Annotated in this window: 13 protein-coding genes; 5 read left to right on the forward strand and 8 right to left on the reverse strand. The window is 58.7% G+C overall.

Annotated elements, in window-relative coordinates; genetic code table 11:
• Window positions 1-945 precede the first annotated feature (945 nt).
• The gene (locus EYB53_RS23410) at window positions 946-1704 is read left to right on the forward strand and encodes an SDR family oxidoreductase (protein WP_135481673.1); all 759 of its coding nucleotides are present in this window, start codon (window positions 946-948) and stop codon (window positions 1702-1704) included.
• Between the two features lie 5 nt (window positions 1705-1709).
• A complete protein-coding gene (locus tag EYB53_RS23415) occupies window positions 1710-2018 on the forward strand; it encodes an MGMT family protein (RefSeq protein ID WP_371879153.1) in 309 nt (102 codons plus the stop codon).
• A gap of 112 nt (window positions 2019-2130) precedes the next feature.
• Here the strand turns inward: EYB53_RS23415 and EYB53_RS23420 are convergent, their stop codons facing one another.
• The 6 genes from EYB53_RS23420 to EYB53_RS23445 all read right to left on the reverse strand — a co-directional run bounded on the left by EYB53_RS23420 (window position 2131) and on the right by EYB53_RS23445 (window position 8916).
• Entirely contained in the window at window positions 2131-2931 is an 801-nt protein-coding gene (locus EYB53_RS23420; protein WP_135481678.1) for a hypothetical protein, read from the reverse strand.
• A gap of 71 nt (window positions 2932-3002) precedes the next feature.
• A complete protein-coding gene (pufM, locus tag EYB53_RS23425; protein ID WP_135481681.1) occupies window positions 3003-3920 on the reverse strand; it encodes a photosynthetic reaction center subunit M in 918 nt (305 codons plus the stop codon).
• Window positions 3921-3991: 71 nt separating this feature from the next.
• A complete protein-coding gene (locus EYB53_RS23430; protein WP_135481683.1) occupies window positions 3992-4927 on the reverse strand; it encodes a photosynthetic reaction center family protein in 936 nt (311 codons plus the stop codon).
• A 403-nt stretch (window positions 4928-5330) separates the two neighbouring features.
• Window positions 5331-6494, reverse strand: a complete 1164-nt coding sequence (locus tag EYB53_RS23435) for an MFS transporter (protein WP_135481686.1) — start codon at window positions 6492-6494, stop codon at window positions 5331-5333.
• Window positions 6495-7778, reverse strand: a complete 1284-nt coding sequence (locus EYB53_RS23440; protein WP_135481688.1) for a glycosyltransferase — start codon at window positions 7776-7778, stop codon at window positions 6495-6497. It abuts the gene before it with no gap.
• Window positions 7779-8010: 232 nt separating this feature from the next.
• The gene (locus EYB53_RS23445) at window positions 8011-8916 is read right to left on the reverse strand and encodes an AEC family transporter (protein WP_135481695.1); all 906 of its coding nucleotides are present in this window, start codon (window positions 8914-8916) and stop codon (window positions 8011-8013) included.
• A gap of 207 nt (window positions 8917-9123) precedes the next feature.
• Between EYB53_RS23445 and EYB53_RS23450 the strand changes: the two genes are divergently transcribed.
• From EYB53_RS23450 to EYB53_RS23460, 3 genes are all read left to right on the forward strand, one after another.
• Complete coding sequence (locus tag EYB53_RS23450) at window positions 9124-9507, forward strand: response regulator (protein WP_097654913.1); 384 nt, start codon at window positions 9124-9126, stop codon at window positions 9505-9507.
• Window positions 9508-9631: 124 nt separating this feature from the next.
• Window positions 9632-9790, forward strand: a complete 159-nt coding sequence (locus EYB53_RS23455) for a hypothetical protein (RefSeq protein ID WP_167857574.1) — start codon at window positions 9632-9634, stop codon at window positions 9788-9790.
• Between the two features lie 22 nt (window positions 9791-9812).
• Window positions 9813-11231: a nitronate monooxygenase gene (locus tag EYB53_RS23460; RefSeq protein ID WP_135481691.1), complete on the forward strand. Its 1419-nt coding sequence runs from the start codon at window positions 9813-9815 to the stop codon at window positions 11229-11231.
• Window positions 11232-11271: 40 nt separating this feature from the next.
• Here EYB53_RS23460 and EYB53_RS23465 read toward each other — a convergent pair whose 3' ends face one another.
• Both EYB53_RS23465 and EYB53_RS23470 read right to left on the reverse strand, forming a co-directional pair.
• Complete coding sequence (locus EYB53_RS23465; RefSeq protein WP_205712746.1) at window positions 11272-13491, reverse strand: DUF8754 domain-containing protein; 2220 nt, start codon at window positions 13489-13491, stop codon at window positions 11272-11274.
• 205 nt (window positions 13492-13696) lie between these two features.
• Window positions 13697-16151: DUF8811 domain-containing protein (locus EYB53_RS23470; RefSeq protein WP_135481693.1), on the reverse strand; the 2455-nt coding region annotated here is incomplete at its 5' end.

The following is a 16151-nucleotide window of genomic DNA, read 5'->3' on the forward strand; positions in this document are numbered from 1 at the left end:
TTGGGGGTAGGTTTTTTATCCAAGCGCCGAGGGAGCGACATGACGTTCGTTTTTTCGCACGAAGGTGGCGGTGTCGTTGGCCAAGGTTCGGGGCACAAGTGTCGCGGCATGGGGATGGGTTGCTGGTTCAGGGCTCGCACCAAGGGGTGCCAACGCCAGCCATGTCATTCCGAACGCAGTGAGGAATCTTCGCTGCGGCCCATGGAAGACCCCTCGCTGCGCTCGGGGTGACACGGCGAGCGCAGCGGGGTGACACGGCGAGCGCAGCGGGAGGCAACGCCAGCCATGTCATTCCGAACGCAGTGAGGAATCTTCACTGCGGCCCATGGAAGACCCCTCGCTGCGCTCGGGGTGACAGGGCGGGCGCAGCGGGGTGACAGGGCGGGCGCAGCGGGGTGACACGGCGGGCGCAGCGGGGTGGTTCAATGCCCGCACCAGGAGGACGCTCCACCCCAGACGAACGAGCCGGAGGCAGCGGGGGCGTCCGGTCGGCGGGCTTCCCACCAGGGCGTGCCGATCCGTCCGATCGCCGCGGTCGGTGGCCGCGTCGCCTACGGCTGGCACCGCGCCACGATCGGTGTGTGTGCCCATCAGCGGCGCAGCACTGGTCATGACCCGCACGTCATATGTGAAACCTACCCCCGAGCCCGTACCGGGGCGGGGCCGCATCCGGTGTAGGGGCACCCCCCTTGCGGGTGCCCTTGCGGGTGCCCTTGCGGGTGCCCTTGCGGGTGCCTTGGCGGGGTGCCTACACGGAAGATGCAATCGCCCTATAACGTTGCGCCTTTGCATCAAAACAAACGCGTTATTTGAAAAGTGAGGAAACCACGAAACATTGCACAAATCCTGTTACAGATCTGCAAGGCAAAAGTGTTGTATCATGGCCGCGAACAGGCTGTTCCTCTGGCGATAGGGCCAGAGTCTGATCATAGAGGAGGTTACGTGATGGTTGGACAGTTCACTGGCAAGGTGGCACTGGTAACCGGGGCCGGCTCGGGGATTGGACGGGCAAGTGCGCTCGCTTTTGCTCGCCACGGTGCCAAGGTAGTGGTGGCGGATATTGCCGAGGCCGCAGGTGAAGAGACGGCCGCGCTCGCCCGTGCCGAGCAGACTGATGCGCTCTTTGTCCGTACCGATGTTTCGCGCCGCGCCGATATCGAGGCTCTGGTGAATCGTACCGTTGCTACGTACGGACGTCTGGATTTTGCCCATAATAACGCCGGCATCGAGGGCGCACGCTCAATGATGGACGCTTACCCCGAAGAAGTCTGGGACGAGGTGATGGGCATCAACCTCAAAGGGGTCTGGCTCTCGATGAAGTACGAGTTGCAGCAGATGCTCAAACAGGGTAGTGGCGTCATTGTCAATACCTCGTCCGTCGCCGGTTTGACGGGTTCGCGTGGCGTTTCGGCGTATGTGGCGAGCAAGCATGGCATTGTTGGTTTGACCCGCGCCGCCGCCCTCGAATATGCCCGTAGTAACATTCGGATCAATGCGATCTGCCCCGGTACGATCCATACTGCGATGATTGACCGCTTTACTGGCGGCGATGAAGCGATCTTGCAGGAATTTGCCGAAGGTGAACCGGTCGGACGCCTCGGCCAGCCCGATGAAGTCGCTAGCGCTGTTATCTGGCTCTGTTCCGACGGGGCTTCATTTGTCACTGGCGCAACCATCCCGGTTGACGGCGGCAGATTGGCCTGACACGAGTGAAGAGTTACGAAGCGATTTATACAGTGGTGCGCCAGATCCCGCCTGGACGCGTCAGCAGCTATGGTCGCATTGCCCTCCTGGCTGGTTTTGCTGGTCAGGCGCGGATGGTGGGTTATGCCCTGCATGCCCTGCGCCTGACCAGTGAAGATGAGGTGCCGTGGTGGCGGGTCGTCAATCACCGCGGCCTCATTACCAACGCCTACGAACCTGCGTTGCAACGCGCCCTGCTCGAAGCTGAAGGGGTTATGGTTGATGCGGGCGACCGGATCGATCTCCGGCACTATCTCTGGGAGGCGAACCTTTAGCCCCAAGATCTTGCCAAGAAGCTTGACCAATGTTGACGCGAAGGCGCGAAGGTTTGATGCACCTCCCATAGGCACCTTTGCGCCTCTGCGCCTTTGCGTCAAATACTGGCCTCTAGCCCTCGCTTGCGAGATGACGCAGCAACGCCACCGCCGGAGCCATATCTGCGCCCACCGCAAGACGATACACACCTGCTTCCACCAGGGCCGTGCAGGCTTGCTCCTCGATCTTCTGCTGCAACTCGTGCTGAGCCAGTGCAGCTTCCAGCCGTTCAAGCTGGCTCGCCTGTCCGGTTCTTCGTTCGACCAGGCATGTGACCACCCGTTCAGCATGGGTTGCCCGGTTGCCCGTACGCCCGCTGGCATGCCCCCACACGCGTAACCCGTGCGCCAGGCTGAGATAGACCGTCTGCTCGGCCAGCAGAGCCATCTCAGCCTCAATGCATGCCCTGGCAAGAGCGCCGACGATCCCCGCTTCACCACTGAGCAGAACTGCCGTTCCATCAAGAACCAGTCCAGCCGACGCAACCGGCAACCGGTCGTGACGACTTGCGAGCAACAGGCCAAGATACTCGATCACCTGAGGCACAACCACAGCCTCGTTGGCGCTCAACGCCGGGGTCAGAAACGCCACCGCCACACCCTGCTTCAGGTCAGCACTGAACAGATTGCTACCCCGTGCCGCGACGACCGTATCCACATATCTCCGCACCACAAAACGTGACGGTGCCGTCACCTCAGGTTCATCCGACTCGGGGTCTTGCACGAGCAGGTGGAGTCTTGCAGGGAGAGTGGAGGCACGCAATGAGGCAGGCAACATAAGCCACTGGCGAAAACAATGCATCAGCATGGGCTCAAAGCCTACCGCAGCATGCACCACCAGAGGCACACCGAGCAGCGGCACCTCAAGCGCCAAGACAGCAGCAGAGCCCCCGCCAGGCGGAGGCTCTGCCCATAATGAACGATCTTCAGGCAACGCAGGGGTCACTATTGACCGGGTTGAGGGAACTGCGGATAGGCAATCCCGGCCTCGATGCCCCACTGGAACCAGTTATTGACAAAATCGGGCATCGAGAGGAAGACCCCGATGGCACCAGTCACCCCACAGAGCCAAGCAAACCAGAAGGCCCAGAGGTGGATCGAGTAGGCATTCGCATTGAAGCCCATGCACCAGCGCCAGAAGAGCTGTGCCCGCTCGGTACCGGTACCAGGGGCCTGCAACTCGTCCCACTCTTCGTGGGCGGCATACTTCTCAAGTGCCCAGATCGTCCCGGCGTGCATCGCTAGCAGCACGGTCGAACCAAGCAGGAAGAAGATCGAGAGCATATGGAACGGGTTGTAGTAGAAGTTCCCGTAGCGCACGCTCACGTTATTCGTCCAGTCAAGCAGCGCCTTGAGGCCATGCGAAGGTGCCTCAGACCAATCGGCCATCCACATCGGGCGAATGAGATAGATCACGAGGTAGAGGATAATCGCACCGGTGAAACCATACGCCAGATAGGGCTTGATGCCAAGCGTCCTTGCACGGGTATAGAGATGCATATACCAGCAAAGGATCGAGATCGTCAGGAAAAAGGTCGAGATAAGCCACCAGCCACCCTGATGGAGGGGGGGAAAGCTGAGGCCATAGAAACTAGCGGGTGGATCGATCTGCAAGACAAAGAAATACTTCGCAAACGCAATCGGGTTCCAGTTGACCTGCATCGCCATCACCGACAACCAGATAAAGGTAAAGATCCCACCGGTCACATACGCCGCAACATTCCAGAGACCAAGAAACGTCGGGCCAATCTGGCTATCCAGGCCGAAGTTTTCAAGGATAGGGATTTCTATCGCCTTGCCGATCCGTCCCTGTGGATTAGGCCCCAGTTCAAGATCGCCGGGGGTTCTATTCATTGTCGCCATAAGACTACTCCTCAACTGTGTAGGCAAGCACTGGTCTACGCAAGGGCTACCCGCCCTGTTCGATCAGTGGCTTACACCCCACTCCACCAGGGAAGGACATTCCAGAAGTTCCAGAAACTCACCCAATCCTGCACGGGCCAACCCGAGAAGAGAATGCAGAGATTCGCTGAGAGCACGCCACCACAGGCAAAGATGAACCCGAGGCGATGGATGCCCGACTCACCAACCGAGTAGACAATCGTATCGCGGAAGAAGATATTCTCGATATCTCCGCCTTCGGGCCCACGATATTGCGCCGCACTCAAAATAAGTGAGCCGTGAGCGGCAAGTAGCCACGTTGAGCCAAAGAGCCCCGTGATCCCGATCGCGTGGAAGGGGTTGTAGAAGAAGTTGTTGTAGCGGTATCCAAAATTAGAGACCCAGTCGAGGTGGGGCATAACACCAAGGACAAAACCTTCGTGCCACATCCCGAGGGCGATGGGCCGAATAATCTGGAGGGTCACCCAGGCCGAGAAGACAACACCATAGGCAACGGCAATATGATAGCCCATATTGAGCTTCATACTAATATCAACCTGGCGCATCATCCAGCCAAAGAACGCAAGCGTGGCAAAAAGCACGGTCATCTGCCAGACAAAACCAGGTTGCCCAGGACTGACCAGCGCCAGCCCGATCTCAGCGGGAGGAGGATCAACGCGCCCGGCAAAAAAGTTTTGCGGTAGCGAGAACGGTCCGTTGACGACGGTTGCATTGAGGTAGAAGTAGCTGCCGAAAATAATCCCAAGGACAGAAATAAACCCCCAGAAACCAACGTAGAATGGCCCCACCCAGAAATCAAAGGGGTCATTCTTGAAGAGGGCGCTGAAGGTTGTTTTGCCCTTAATCTTATATTCGGGCTCCATCTCTTCGATCGTGCGTCCCCCCGGAACCCGTGTTGAACGTGCTCCTTCTTCCACGGTAAAACCAAAATCGGGGAAACGTGGGTCCTTTGCCTTCGTACCACTCATGGCCGGCTCCCTTTCCAGGACGACTCAGTACAGCGGGGCATAACATCACACAATAGGGATGCGCCTGTCGGGCATGCCCCCCATTTGTGTCGCATACTCAGGGGATCTTGCAAGAAAGACAAAATCTTACGCGCTTGGACGAAGTATAATACGCTTGAATAGGGTTGTCAAGCAAGAGTTCGCAACCGAATTTTTCGCATTGCAATCAGAAAAAGACCTCAAGAGGCTCTTTTTTTGCTCAATGAGTCGCAACAATTTGTCTTGCATATAGTCAACTAACGCCACCTGAGCCGGTAGCTCAGATGGCGTTAGTTGGCGCGTTTCTCCTGCAAGTGACCTGCCAGATGTGGCGGTGCATGGATCGGCAGGCACCCATAGCGAGCGGAGCGGTTTCGTTGTCTCGCTACAACTGTTGCGAACGTCGGCTGACTATCACGACTGCGCATGCCAGGAGGAACACGATGCTCGTCGCAATGACGACGAGCAGGGCAACCGCCGGGGGGCCAGCGCGACTGAGCACCAGGCCCATCAAGGGGGGGATGATGGCACCGCCACTGTTGCCAATGGCAAGCGCCACCGCAGCCGCCGTGCCTCGTCCCCCCGATGTAAGCGCAACCAGGGCCATCGTTGTGGGGAAGATCGGGCCGAAGGCTAGCCCGAGCACCAGCAGCGCACCTATCGAACCAGTTGGGTTGCCAACCGTGAAGAAGAGCAGAACCGAGCCAGACAACAAGAGTATGATCGTCATCAAGAGTACCTGGAGGGCACTGAAACGCAACCCGAGCAAAGCACCTGCCCCACGTCCGAGGGTCAGGGCAAACCAGAAGCCTGCCACGGCAATGGCAGCTTGCGCAGGGGCCATGTCAGCCCCGATCTCCAGATAGAGGGCGGCCCATCCCCCGAGGGCAATTTCTGTCCCGCTGTAGACAAGCAGCAAGAAGCCCAGCAGCAAGACAAGTAGCCACGGGACAGAACCGTTGAGCGCACCTTCGGCAGGGACATCGGCTTCCGCAGCCAGCAGAGCCAGGGGAAACAGCCCAAGCAGCAATCCAGCACCAAGCCAGAGCGCTGGCAAAGGGCTCCCCAATTGGGCAAGTGCGCGACCTGCCACCAGCGGGCCGACAATCGAGCCAACCCCAAAGAAGAGATTGACCAGGTTGAGCGCCGAGGTGCCCCGTACCGGAAAGAGCCGTGGTACAAGCACGCTCCCCGACGAGAGGATCGAGCCAAAACCGAGCCCACCGAGCCCAGCGAATACGAGCAAGAGCGTCAGATTAGGACTGAGGCTTTCGCCAAGGATGCCGAGCCCCATCATCAACAGCCCCAGGCTCAACACCGTACGCTGACCATACCGGTCGCTAAAGGGGCCGACCACAAACTGCACCACGACAGTCCCAAGCGAAAAAGCGGTAAACTGACTGCCGATCAACGCCACGTCACGGCCAACATTTGCGGCCAGCGCACTCAAGTTTGGCCCAATTGACGCCAGGCTAAGCCCTGCGCCAAAATAGACGGCGCAGAGCAACGCAAGGGTTGGCCCCCGGTTGAGACGTGGTAGGAGGGCCACTTACGAAACCTGCGCAACAGGACGGCGGAGGTCTCGGGCATGCTGGCGTTCGCGAACCAGCGTTTCGTAGATGGTACTCATGCGGCGGGCAATGCCCGGCCATCCATATTCAATGGCCCGCTGGCGGGCACCTGCACGAAGCTGCGCCGTCAGCAATGGCCTATCTAGCACCCACGCAATCCGTTCAGCCAGCGCGTGGTGATCATCAGGAGGCACGAGCAGGCCACTGCGACCGTCTTCGATCGTCAGCGCAAGGCCGCCGGCACGCGAGGCAATCACCGGAACACCCGAGGCCATCGCCTCGAGCGCAACCAGGCCAAAAGACTCATAGTGGGAAGGAACCGCAACCAGATCGGCAGCCGCAAAATACGTTGGCAGCAACTCTTGCGGCTGGGCTCCAAGAAAACGCACCTGCTCGGCGACCCCCAGGTGGGTACGGAGCGCATCGAGCCGACGCTGCTCGGCATTCCACGCCTGAGGCCGGGTTTCGGGTTCACCACCGATTAGCAGCACACGAAGCGCATCAGCATCTGAGCGGCCCTGCTCGCGGAGTAACGCCAGCGCCCTGATCAGGGCATCCATCCCCTTCAACGGCTCCATTCGTCCGGCACAGAGCAACAGGCGTTCATTGGCAGGCAACCCAAGACGCTGCCGTGCGGCAGCCTGATCAGAAGGTTGAAAACGCTTCAGATCAACCCCACATGGCGTGACGTTGATCCGGTCGGCCTCGGCCCCATAATTCCAGACCATCTGGGCACGGTCGAGTGAGGTCGCGGCGATAACTGCATCCACCTCGTGCATCAACCGGCGTTCGATCGCAATGCGCTGGTTCGTCTCAATCTCTTCCTTGCTGCGGGCGACACTATTTTTCAGGGCACCGAGGGTATGGAACATATGCACGACTGGCACCCCCCAGCTGCGACGGAGGCGGAGCGCTGCTTCACCTGACAACCAGTAGTGACTATGGATTACATCATACGACAGATCTTCACCATCAGCGAAACAGCGCACGCGACTGACAAACTCGGGCAAGTGAACCTGCACCAGATTCTTATCGTACGGTGCAGCGGGGCCAGCATGCAAATTGATCACCCGCACGCCACACGAGAGGGGTTCAATGGTTGGCGTCGCACGGCCCTGCGTACGGGTGAAAATATCAACAGGAATGCCACGACTCCCCAATTCACGGGCAAGTTCGCGGACATAGACATTCATCCCGCCGGCCTCTTTGCCCCCCAAACGGGCGAGCGGGCTACTATGAACACTCAACATTGCAACACGCACGAACGATCGCTCCTGATAAAAAGAGACGGAAGGGAGACAGGATCTTCCTGCACCACATCCGCCCATCAATGGGTATATCGATGACAAAAGCATAGTGGGCCAGGGCCCACCATGTAGAGTTATACCACTGTTTCGCTCTTCTCACAAGCAGCGCAGGGCTGATGCAACGTCTGCCTCCGGCGGTGGGGTGTGGAGCGACTTCGCCGCTCCACACCCCACCGCCGGAGGCAGATCACAGCAACACCAGCACAATCGCTAGGGTCACAATACTCACCACATTCGAGAACAAGACCGTTGCCGTTACAAATTCAGGCAACAGTTTATTCTCCATCGCAATGATCGAAACCAGCACTGCCGTAGGCATACTGGCCTGCAAAATGCCGACATTGCGTTCGAGGGCCGGTAGCATAAACCAGCCGACCGTCGCGAACGCGAGCACCGGCCCGCTGATCAGCCGGATTGAACTCGAAATGAGCAGATCGGCACTGAGTTTAGGCACCCCGGCATTCGCCAGTTGCACACCAAGTACAAGCAGCATCGTCGGGATCAGCGCCCCAGAGAGCAGATCAAGCGGGCGACTCACCACCGTTGGCAAGGTAAGCCCCGACCAATTGACGAGCAAAGCTGGAAGCAGCGCAATCAGAGCCGGGGTCTTGAAGACCTGAATGACAATGCGCATACTAAATCCATGGCTAAAATTGGCTGCCGAGACACAGACAATAAAGGCAAGCACAAGATTCGCAAGGAAGTAGATCGTGGCAATGCCAAGCGCCTCGGGGCCTTCGGCAAATTGAATGATTGGCAGCCCAAAATTACCAACATTGCCAAACGCTGCGATCATCACATAGGCTGCCGTCATCGCGGCTGAACGGCGTAAGAGCCGTGCGGTGACAAAGGCGATGACAATCGAACCCAGGTAGACCAGGGTAATGAACCCAATCATTCGTCCTGCCAGCGCAGCTTCAATACGGGTCTGGCTGAGCACATTGAAGACAAACGCCGGGGTGAGAATAAAATAAGCCAGACGCGAAAGGGTACGTGCCTCGAATTGAAGCCGCGGCCCGGTCAGGTAGCCAAGCAAGACGAGCGCAAAGACGGGCACAAGCACGTTGAGAAAGATTCCGGGCAACTGGGTCATGATGATCTGCTCCTGTGGCAAACGGACCTTCCTGGGGCAACAACCCGTCAATGATACCATCAGTTGTTCCCCCAAGGGTCAAAGGCTTTTTTTCTTTCTCTCTTGCCCGCAATAGCACGGTATGCTACAATTAGCCTCACAAAAGGTACGGTTCGCTTGAGCGATCGAGACTGGCTGTAGAGTTGCCAGCAAAGTAGGAGTTGCGTCATGCCTGATGGCTCTGGCCGCAATCCAGCAATCGTGCTCGTTGAAGATGAGCCCGATATTCTGATTATTTTGCACCGTCTCATGCGTGATATGACCGGTGGCTACGACATTATCACTGTGAACGGCGGTGCCGATGCCCTGGCGCAGATCGCCCTGCGTCCCGTTCCGCTGGTTATTACCGACTACAATATGCCAGGTATGAATGGCTTGCAGTTGGCCTCGGCAATCAAAGAGACATCGCCCGATACTCGTGTTGTGATGATTACGGCCTATGCAACGCCTGAGCTTGAGAAACGTGCTCGCGAGCAGCGCGTTGACTATTATCTGCCCAAACCATTTGCCCTCGATCGCCTTGAGCAGATTGTACGTGACGTCCTTCGTTAGGTGCTGTTTCAGGTAGCACGGATTGGCTCGTGTGACTGTGAGAACTCTGTCACGTTGTTCTCATTGATTGCTTACACTGCACCGAGTAGGATGCCTTCGCATGTTTAGATGCGGAGGTATCGTTATGCAAAGTGTGATCAATCTCTTTCCGCTTATCCTGCTCGGGGTGATGTGTCTGTTGACCTTCATCCTCTTACCTTTAACCCGGGAAGAGACGCCGTATAGGCAAGAGGAACGCCAGCGTACTGATCGTTTGAAGGTACCAGTGCGTGATGAGACTTAGTTGTATTGGCAGGAGAGAAGCTATGTCAGCAGCGTCACTGCCTCCAATTATTCAAGGGGGAATGGGCGTCGCAATTTCGGATTGGCGACTCGCCCGCGCCGTTGCACGCTGCGGTCAACTGGGGGTCGTCTCGGGGACGGGGGTTGATACGGTGTTGATGCGGCGGTTGCAGGATGGCGATCCTGGCGGGCATATGCGCCGCGCCATGGCGCAGTTTCCGATGCCACATGTCGTCGAGCGGATGCTCGAACGCTATTTTCTGCCGGAAGGCCGCCCCCCTAACACGCCTTACGCCCTCTTGCCGATGTTTCGGCAAGAGACACCGCGTGCCCGCCAGGAGATCGCGATGCTCGGGGCTTTCGTTGAGGTGACGTTGGCGCGTGAGGGTCATCAGGGGCCGATTGGCATGAACCTGTTGACCAAGGTGCAACTGCCAAATCTTCCGATGCTCTATGGGTCAATCCTGGCCGGGGTTGATGTTGTTTTGATGGGTGCGGGCATTCCACGTGATATTCCTGCGGCACTTGACGCCCTCGCCGAACATCAACCCGCGATGATGGCCTTTGATGTCGAGGGGTTGCCGTCGGGGGCCAATGCGTTGCTGCGCCTTGACCCAGGTGAGTACTGGGATGGCCCAAAGCCGACGTTGCAGCGCCCCGCTTTTCTGGCGATTATTGCGAGTAATTCGCTCGCAACGATGCTGGCGCGTAAGGCGAGTGGCCGCGTTGATGGGTTCGTTGTGGAAGGCCCGACTGCCGGTGGTCACAATGCTCCCCCCCGCGGCGAAATGCAGTTGAACGAGGAGGGTGAGCCTGTCTATGGCCCTCGTGATGCTGTTGATCTCGCGAAGATTCGTGAGCTTGGCTTGCCCTTCTGGGTCGCTGGTGGCGTTGGTACCCCCGAGGGGTTGCGGCAAGCACAGGCGACCGGGGCGGTTGGCATTCAAGTGGGTACCCTCTTTGCGTTTTGCGAAGACTCGGGCCTTGCCCCCGAATATCGATCTTCGATTCTGGCCGCTGCGGTGCGTGGTGAAGTGCAGGTACGTACCGATCCGCGTGCGTCGCCGACCGGGTATCCCTTTAAGGTGGTTCATTGGTCAGACGATCCGGCGGCTGAAAAATCGCGCGAACGCATCTGCGACCTCGGGTATCTGCGTTCGGCCTATGTGACGCCTGAGGGTGAGATCGGGTTCCGCTGCGCCAGTGAGCCGATTGCCGCGTTTGTGCAAAAGGGTGGTGCTATCGAAGAGACCGAGGGGCGTAAGTGCCTCTGCAATGCCCTGATGGCTAATGTGGGCTTTGCCCAACAGCGTCGCGATGGCAGCATCGAGCCGCCCCTCTTGACGAGTGGCGATGATTTGCAGCATATTGGCGACTTCCTCGGGGGACGCACGAGCTACTCGGCAGGTGATGTGATTGATTATCTGCTCGGTGAGCGTTGAACGCTCACCGAACAGATAGCTAAGACCGTACTCTTCACAATCAACGACGAACCTCTTCGTCACGGTTGGGTTGGGGCAGGCGACGGCTGATCTGGCTTCCAAGGGCCATGGCGCCCTGGATCGTCCATTCGCGTACCTGAGTGCTCGCCTGGTGCCACACCGACTCTTGCACGCCTTTCGCCGCTTTGGGCAGGCGCTGCAGTTTTTCGTGCGCCTCGGCCTGCGTGCGCTTGAAGAGGGCAGGATCGGCGTGTAGACGGGCGGCGAGCGCACGTCGTTGCGCAAAATCCTCCTCGGTAACATATGCTTCGAATGAACGCAAGCCGGCCAATTGAAAGTTGTGTTTCTTGAAGAGCCGGTAGATCTCCTTGACCCGCTCGATCGAAATATTGCGCCCTAGCGTATAGTCCTCGAAGCGTCCATCCATGGCAAGCAAGGCGGTTTCGGCAAGACAGGCGTACGCTGTGCCACGGGGCAGACCAATGTCGTAGCCGATATCGGTGACGCCCGGAATCAAGACCTCACCGCTCTCGATGACGAGCACATCCGGCCGCAGCGCGGCTTCGGCGGGGCTGATATCGGGGGGGCGCGCCACATCGCAGATCACGGCACCGGGTTTGCAGCGGCTAATATCAATAATGCGCTGCCCAAAAGCCGAGGTTGCCGTCACAATCAGATCACATTGCTCTACCATATCTTCCGTATGGGTCGCAATGACCACCCGCGAGCCGGGGGTTTCTGCTTCGATTGCACGTTTCAGGGCGATCAGCTTTTCGGGCTCGATCGAGACCAGTACTACATCATGAATCGCCTGCGCCAGCAGACGTGCACAGACCGACCCGATCGAGCCGGTTGCCCCGATGATCATCGCTCGTCCGTGGGCAAGATCCGTCGCTCCCATCTTGATCACGGCCTGTTTGGCCGCTTCGAGGGTGGCCGCAACCGTCAAACTATTGCCACTGGTGATCGCTATCTCGGCTTCGTGGGCCACCGTAATGCCAGCGTCGCCAACGACACTGGTAAAGGCACCGAGGCCCATAAGGCGTGCGCCGAGGCGTTCAGACATCCGGGCGGCGATATTCAACTGGCGATAGGTAAAACGCTCGCGGTGGCGCATCATCTGGCGTGGGGTTGCCCCCAGGCTAATGAGGTGGCCTTCGATCCGCTGGCCGGTGGCCGGTGAGACTCCGCCCTTGATTTTGCCCAGATAGAGGGGCGGGAAATAGGCCGCCACAGCCTCCACCAGACTATCAGGGAGATAGCGGGTCCAGCGAAACACCTTATGCTGATGGATGAACTTCACGTTCAGTGGGTGGATGACAAAAGCAAAACGATTGATCCCTGCTTCACTTGCTTGCAACGGATAGACCGAGGGCGTCCAGTTCAATTCGGCCAGTAGATCAAGATACGTATCTTCGCGGAGGGGTGCATCGGGCGAGGGGCGTAACGCGACGAGGGCGGCCTCGATTGCGGCGGCTGAGCTATGCCGAGGATCGGCCCCTTCAAGCAGCGCATCGAAGAGCGCAACCACCAGCGAAACCCCTCGGTCGCGCAAATCCGCGCGATCTTCCTTGGTCACAGCGGTCGTCACAACAAGTTTATGTTTGAGGTCGCGGGGTGCCCAGCGCCGGATCAGATCTACATCACCGGCAAGCACATCGGCCCAGCGGAACTGGGCCGCTGCACGACGGCCACCATTGGTGACCGTCGGATGCGCAAGCTGGGCAAAGCTGAGTTCGCGCAGGCGGTCAAGGGTTGGCCCGGCCAGACTATCGAGAGTCACACGACTCCCTATCCCAGGTAGGGCCGGTACACCAAAATAGAGTACCGGATCGGCATAACGGACGGCCCCGACGCGACGATCAAGCGCATGGCTGAGGCCTTCGTGGTTGAGGCCAGGCACCATCAGAACTCGTTTTTGGCTGAAGATGCCCGGTTGAGCTTTCTCGACCAAGGTCACGGCCCAGCGTTCAAGCATTGCACGTGCCCCGCTGCCATCCACCGTGGGCGTAAGGTGAGCGGCTGTCAGCAGGCGTTGCCCAGGCGGATAGGCCCGACTGGCATTGCCCAGGCGCAAACGGCCAGGCAAGCCTTCCAGACCAATGGCATCCACCTGTCCATCGTGCGCCAGAATCAACTCACGGGCCTGATCAAGATCACCGTCACACCCGATGCGGCGCATCGTTATCGCCTGCCCTAACAGTTTGACTGTAAGCTGCTCATCACCTCGACCCGGATGAATAATCACGATCGTTTTCACAGACACCTCGTCGTATGTAGCGGTCGACCGTCCACCGTCGACCATATGTACTCATGTGGCTCAGGTGACGCCTATGCCCACTATTGTAACCTTATTATCAACTTCTTGCGCAAGATGGGTTGTTGCTCGCCAGACAAAACATCGCGCCCAGGGCCAGGGTTCCTGGGAACCCTGGCCCTGGGCGCGAAGAAACCGACAGGCGTTCTTACTGCTGAATAATGGGCAAATAGGTGTTGAGTTTCAACACATGGTCAGACTCGCCGCCTACGAGAGCCCGGCGATACATAAAGAGCAGGCCGGTCTGTGAGGGCGACGCCGCAGCCCCCTCGGGGCTTGACGTCCACGCCACGTTGACGCTGCCCCCTGGTGGCACATCAACAAAGCGGTCGGCTTCGGGGATGGCATAACGTGACAACCCAGGCGTGTACTGATACTTTCCGGTGCAGACACCATTCACCTTGGGTGCACAATCCCAGGCTGAACCACCGAAGTAGGCATCAAAGAGGAAGACCCTGAAGCTGAAGGGTTGCCCTGGGGTCACCCCGACCAACGCGGCATCCATCGGCAGAATAAAGTTCTGCGTATTGAACGTCGAGTCGATGAAGTAGACGGGGAACAGGCTGTTATCAGAGAGGTCAAACACAAAGACCACATTGCGCCCGTCGCTGGCATTAAGCGCGAGATCGGCGTTGAAGATGACATAGTCGTCGGTGCCGTCGTTATTCCCGTCAATGTAGATCTCGATTGCGACCGGGTACTGACTCGCCCGATACGGGTTATCCCAGATGGTCACGCCGAACTCGAGGAAATCGTTCGGACTCACAACACTGGTTGCACGGACACCGAGTTCCTTCAGATCGACAGGCGACAGATTGCACCCGGCACAATCACCGACCGTAAAGCCATAATCGTTGGCATCCGCGACGATGAGATCGAAGATATCCACCGGGCCAGTAATGACCGATGAGGCATTATTCAAGACGGTCGTCTCGGAGGGCCAGCTGGTTGTGCCAAGTGACACATCAGCCACCGCCTTGGGCAACACGTGCCAGACGACATGGATCGGAGCCCCGCTCGTCGGCGTGATGGTCACGGAGCCATCGTACTCCTGGAACGTCAGGGCCGCGCCGTTGGCCCCAAGGGAACCCTTATTCACCACCCATGGATGCAGGGCGGCGGGATCGATCGTCATCACGACAGGCACATTCACCGTGCCATTGGCCGGAATGGTGACCTCTGCCTGAGCGGGCGTGACCACCACACCCTGATCGGCATCTTGCGCATAGCGGAAGGCCGACGCGAGCGCCACGGTCTGCGCGGCATTCGCCAGGTTCTTGATCGTCAGCGTCCGGGTCACGGTCTGGTTCGCGGCAACCGGTTGGTAGCCAAAGGACATGCTGCCTGTCCAGGCGAGTGCCGAGGCACTGGTGCTATCCCAGGCCACGAGCGTGCTCGAGTAGGCTGCGCTTGCATCCACCTGACCGCCACCAATACGGGTGATCGGCGCAAGCACCGTACCAGGATCGCCCTGCCAGATCTCCAGGTTGCCCGTATTCATCAGCAGCGCTTTGTACTGCTGCACGATCAGGGTATCCGTGTAGACCTGCTTGAGCAACGCGGCCACACCCGAGACCATCGGCGCGGCCCCGGAGGTGCCACCAAACGGCCCGGTGGCGGCCCCACCAGCAGCGATCGCCGAAATCGAAGCACCAGGCGCACCAATGTCGGGCTTGATCACATTATCGTGATTACGTGGGCCACGCGACGAACTGCCGACCATCGTATTCGCCAGACTAATCGCATTGGCCGGATTGATCCCCGCAACCACGCCATTCGCAATCTGCGCCTTGAGCAGGTTCGAGGCAGCCTGGCTGATCATAAACGATGGAATATTGATCGGACGATCGCCACCATCGCCGCCCTCGAAGGGATCACCAGGAGCGATAAGGCCAATCAACGAGATCGCCGCCCCGGCGTCCGATGCGTTTTTGGCTTTGGTGGTGAACGAACACACACCACGATCAGCCAGAACCACCGAACCGGTCAAAGGAGTGGTATACGCCGCACACCCATTGGTATTGCTCCCATCCGCGTTGCCATAGACAACCGGGCCCTGGATCAGCACTGCCGCCGGGGGCACTGACCAGTTCTGGAAGACGGCCGTGTTAATCGTGCCACTGACTGTACTGCTCGCATAGAAGAGCGGATAGCGCGTCGCTGAGGGCACGGCAGTCTGCGCCACACTCAGCACCCCATCGCCCATCGAGGGGCTGCCCACGATGAAAGGCTTGTCTGCCGAGTTACCAGCCGACGCGACGACAATAATGCCCATGCCAGCCGCGCGATTCGAGAAATAGGTCAGATCATCTTCGGGTTGCCCGTAGTTTGCCCCGAGCGACATATTGATCACATCAACCGGATCGGCGGTTGCGGGATCGCGGTCAAGATCGGCGGCATTGTCAACCGAAGCCAGTAACGCCAGACCGTTACATGCGGAACTGAACGACGCACAGGCCTTGAAGCCATAGATCTCGGCTTCAGGAGCGACACCAACCCCCTTGGCGGGGTAGGCGCCATCTTCATTGGTGCCTGCCGGATAGCCAAGGCCACCGATGATATCGGCGACGTGGGTGCCGTGGCCTTCAAAGTCAATCGGGTTG

Origin of the sequence: Candidatus Chloroploca mongolica, assembly GCF_004762035.2 — a bacterium.
Taxonomy (GTDB): Bacteria; Chloroflexota; Chloroflexia; order Chloroflexales; family Chloroflexaceae; genus Chloroploca; species Chloroploca mongolica.

Excerpts from the sequence above, each read along its gene's own strand:
- EYB53_RS23410 (WP_135481673.1), top strand. The coding sequence starts at position 946 with ATGGTTGGACAGTTCACTGGCAAGGTGGCACTGGTAACCGGGGCCGGC.
- pufM (WP_135481681.1), bottom strand. The coding sequence starts at position 3,920 with ATGGCGACAATGAATAGAACCCCCGGCGATCTTGAACTGGGGCCTAAT.
- EYB53_RS23430 (WP_135481683.1), bottom strand. The coding sequence starts at position 4,927 with ATGAGTGGTACGAAGGCAAAGGACCCACGTTTCCCCGATTTTGGTTTT.
- EYB53_RS23445 (WP_135481695.1), bottom strand. The coding sequence starts at position 8,916 with ATGACCCAGTTGCCCGGAATCTTTCTCAACGTGCTTGTGCCCGTCTTT.
- EYB53_RS23450 (WP_097654913.1), top strand. The coding sequence starts at position 9,124 with ATGCCTGATGGCTCTGGCCGCAATCCAGCAATCGTGCTCGTTGAAGAT.
- EYB53_RS23455 (WP_167857574.1), top strand. The coding sequence starts at position 9,632 with ATGCAAAGTGTGATCAATCTCTTTCCGCTTATCCTGCTCGGGGTGATG.
- EYB53_RS23460 (WP_135481691.1), top strand. The coding sequence starts at position 9,813 with ATGTCAGCAGCGTCACTGCCTCCAATTATTCAAGGGGGAATGGGCGTC.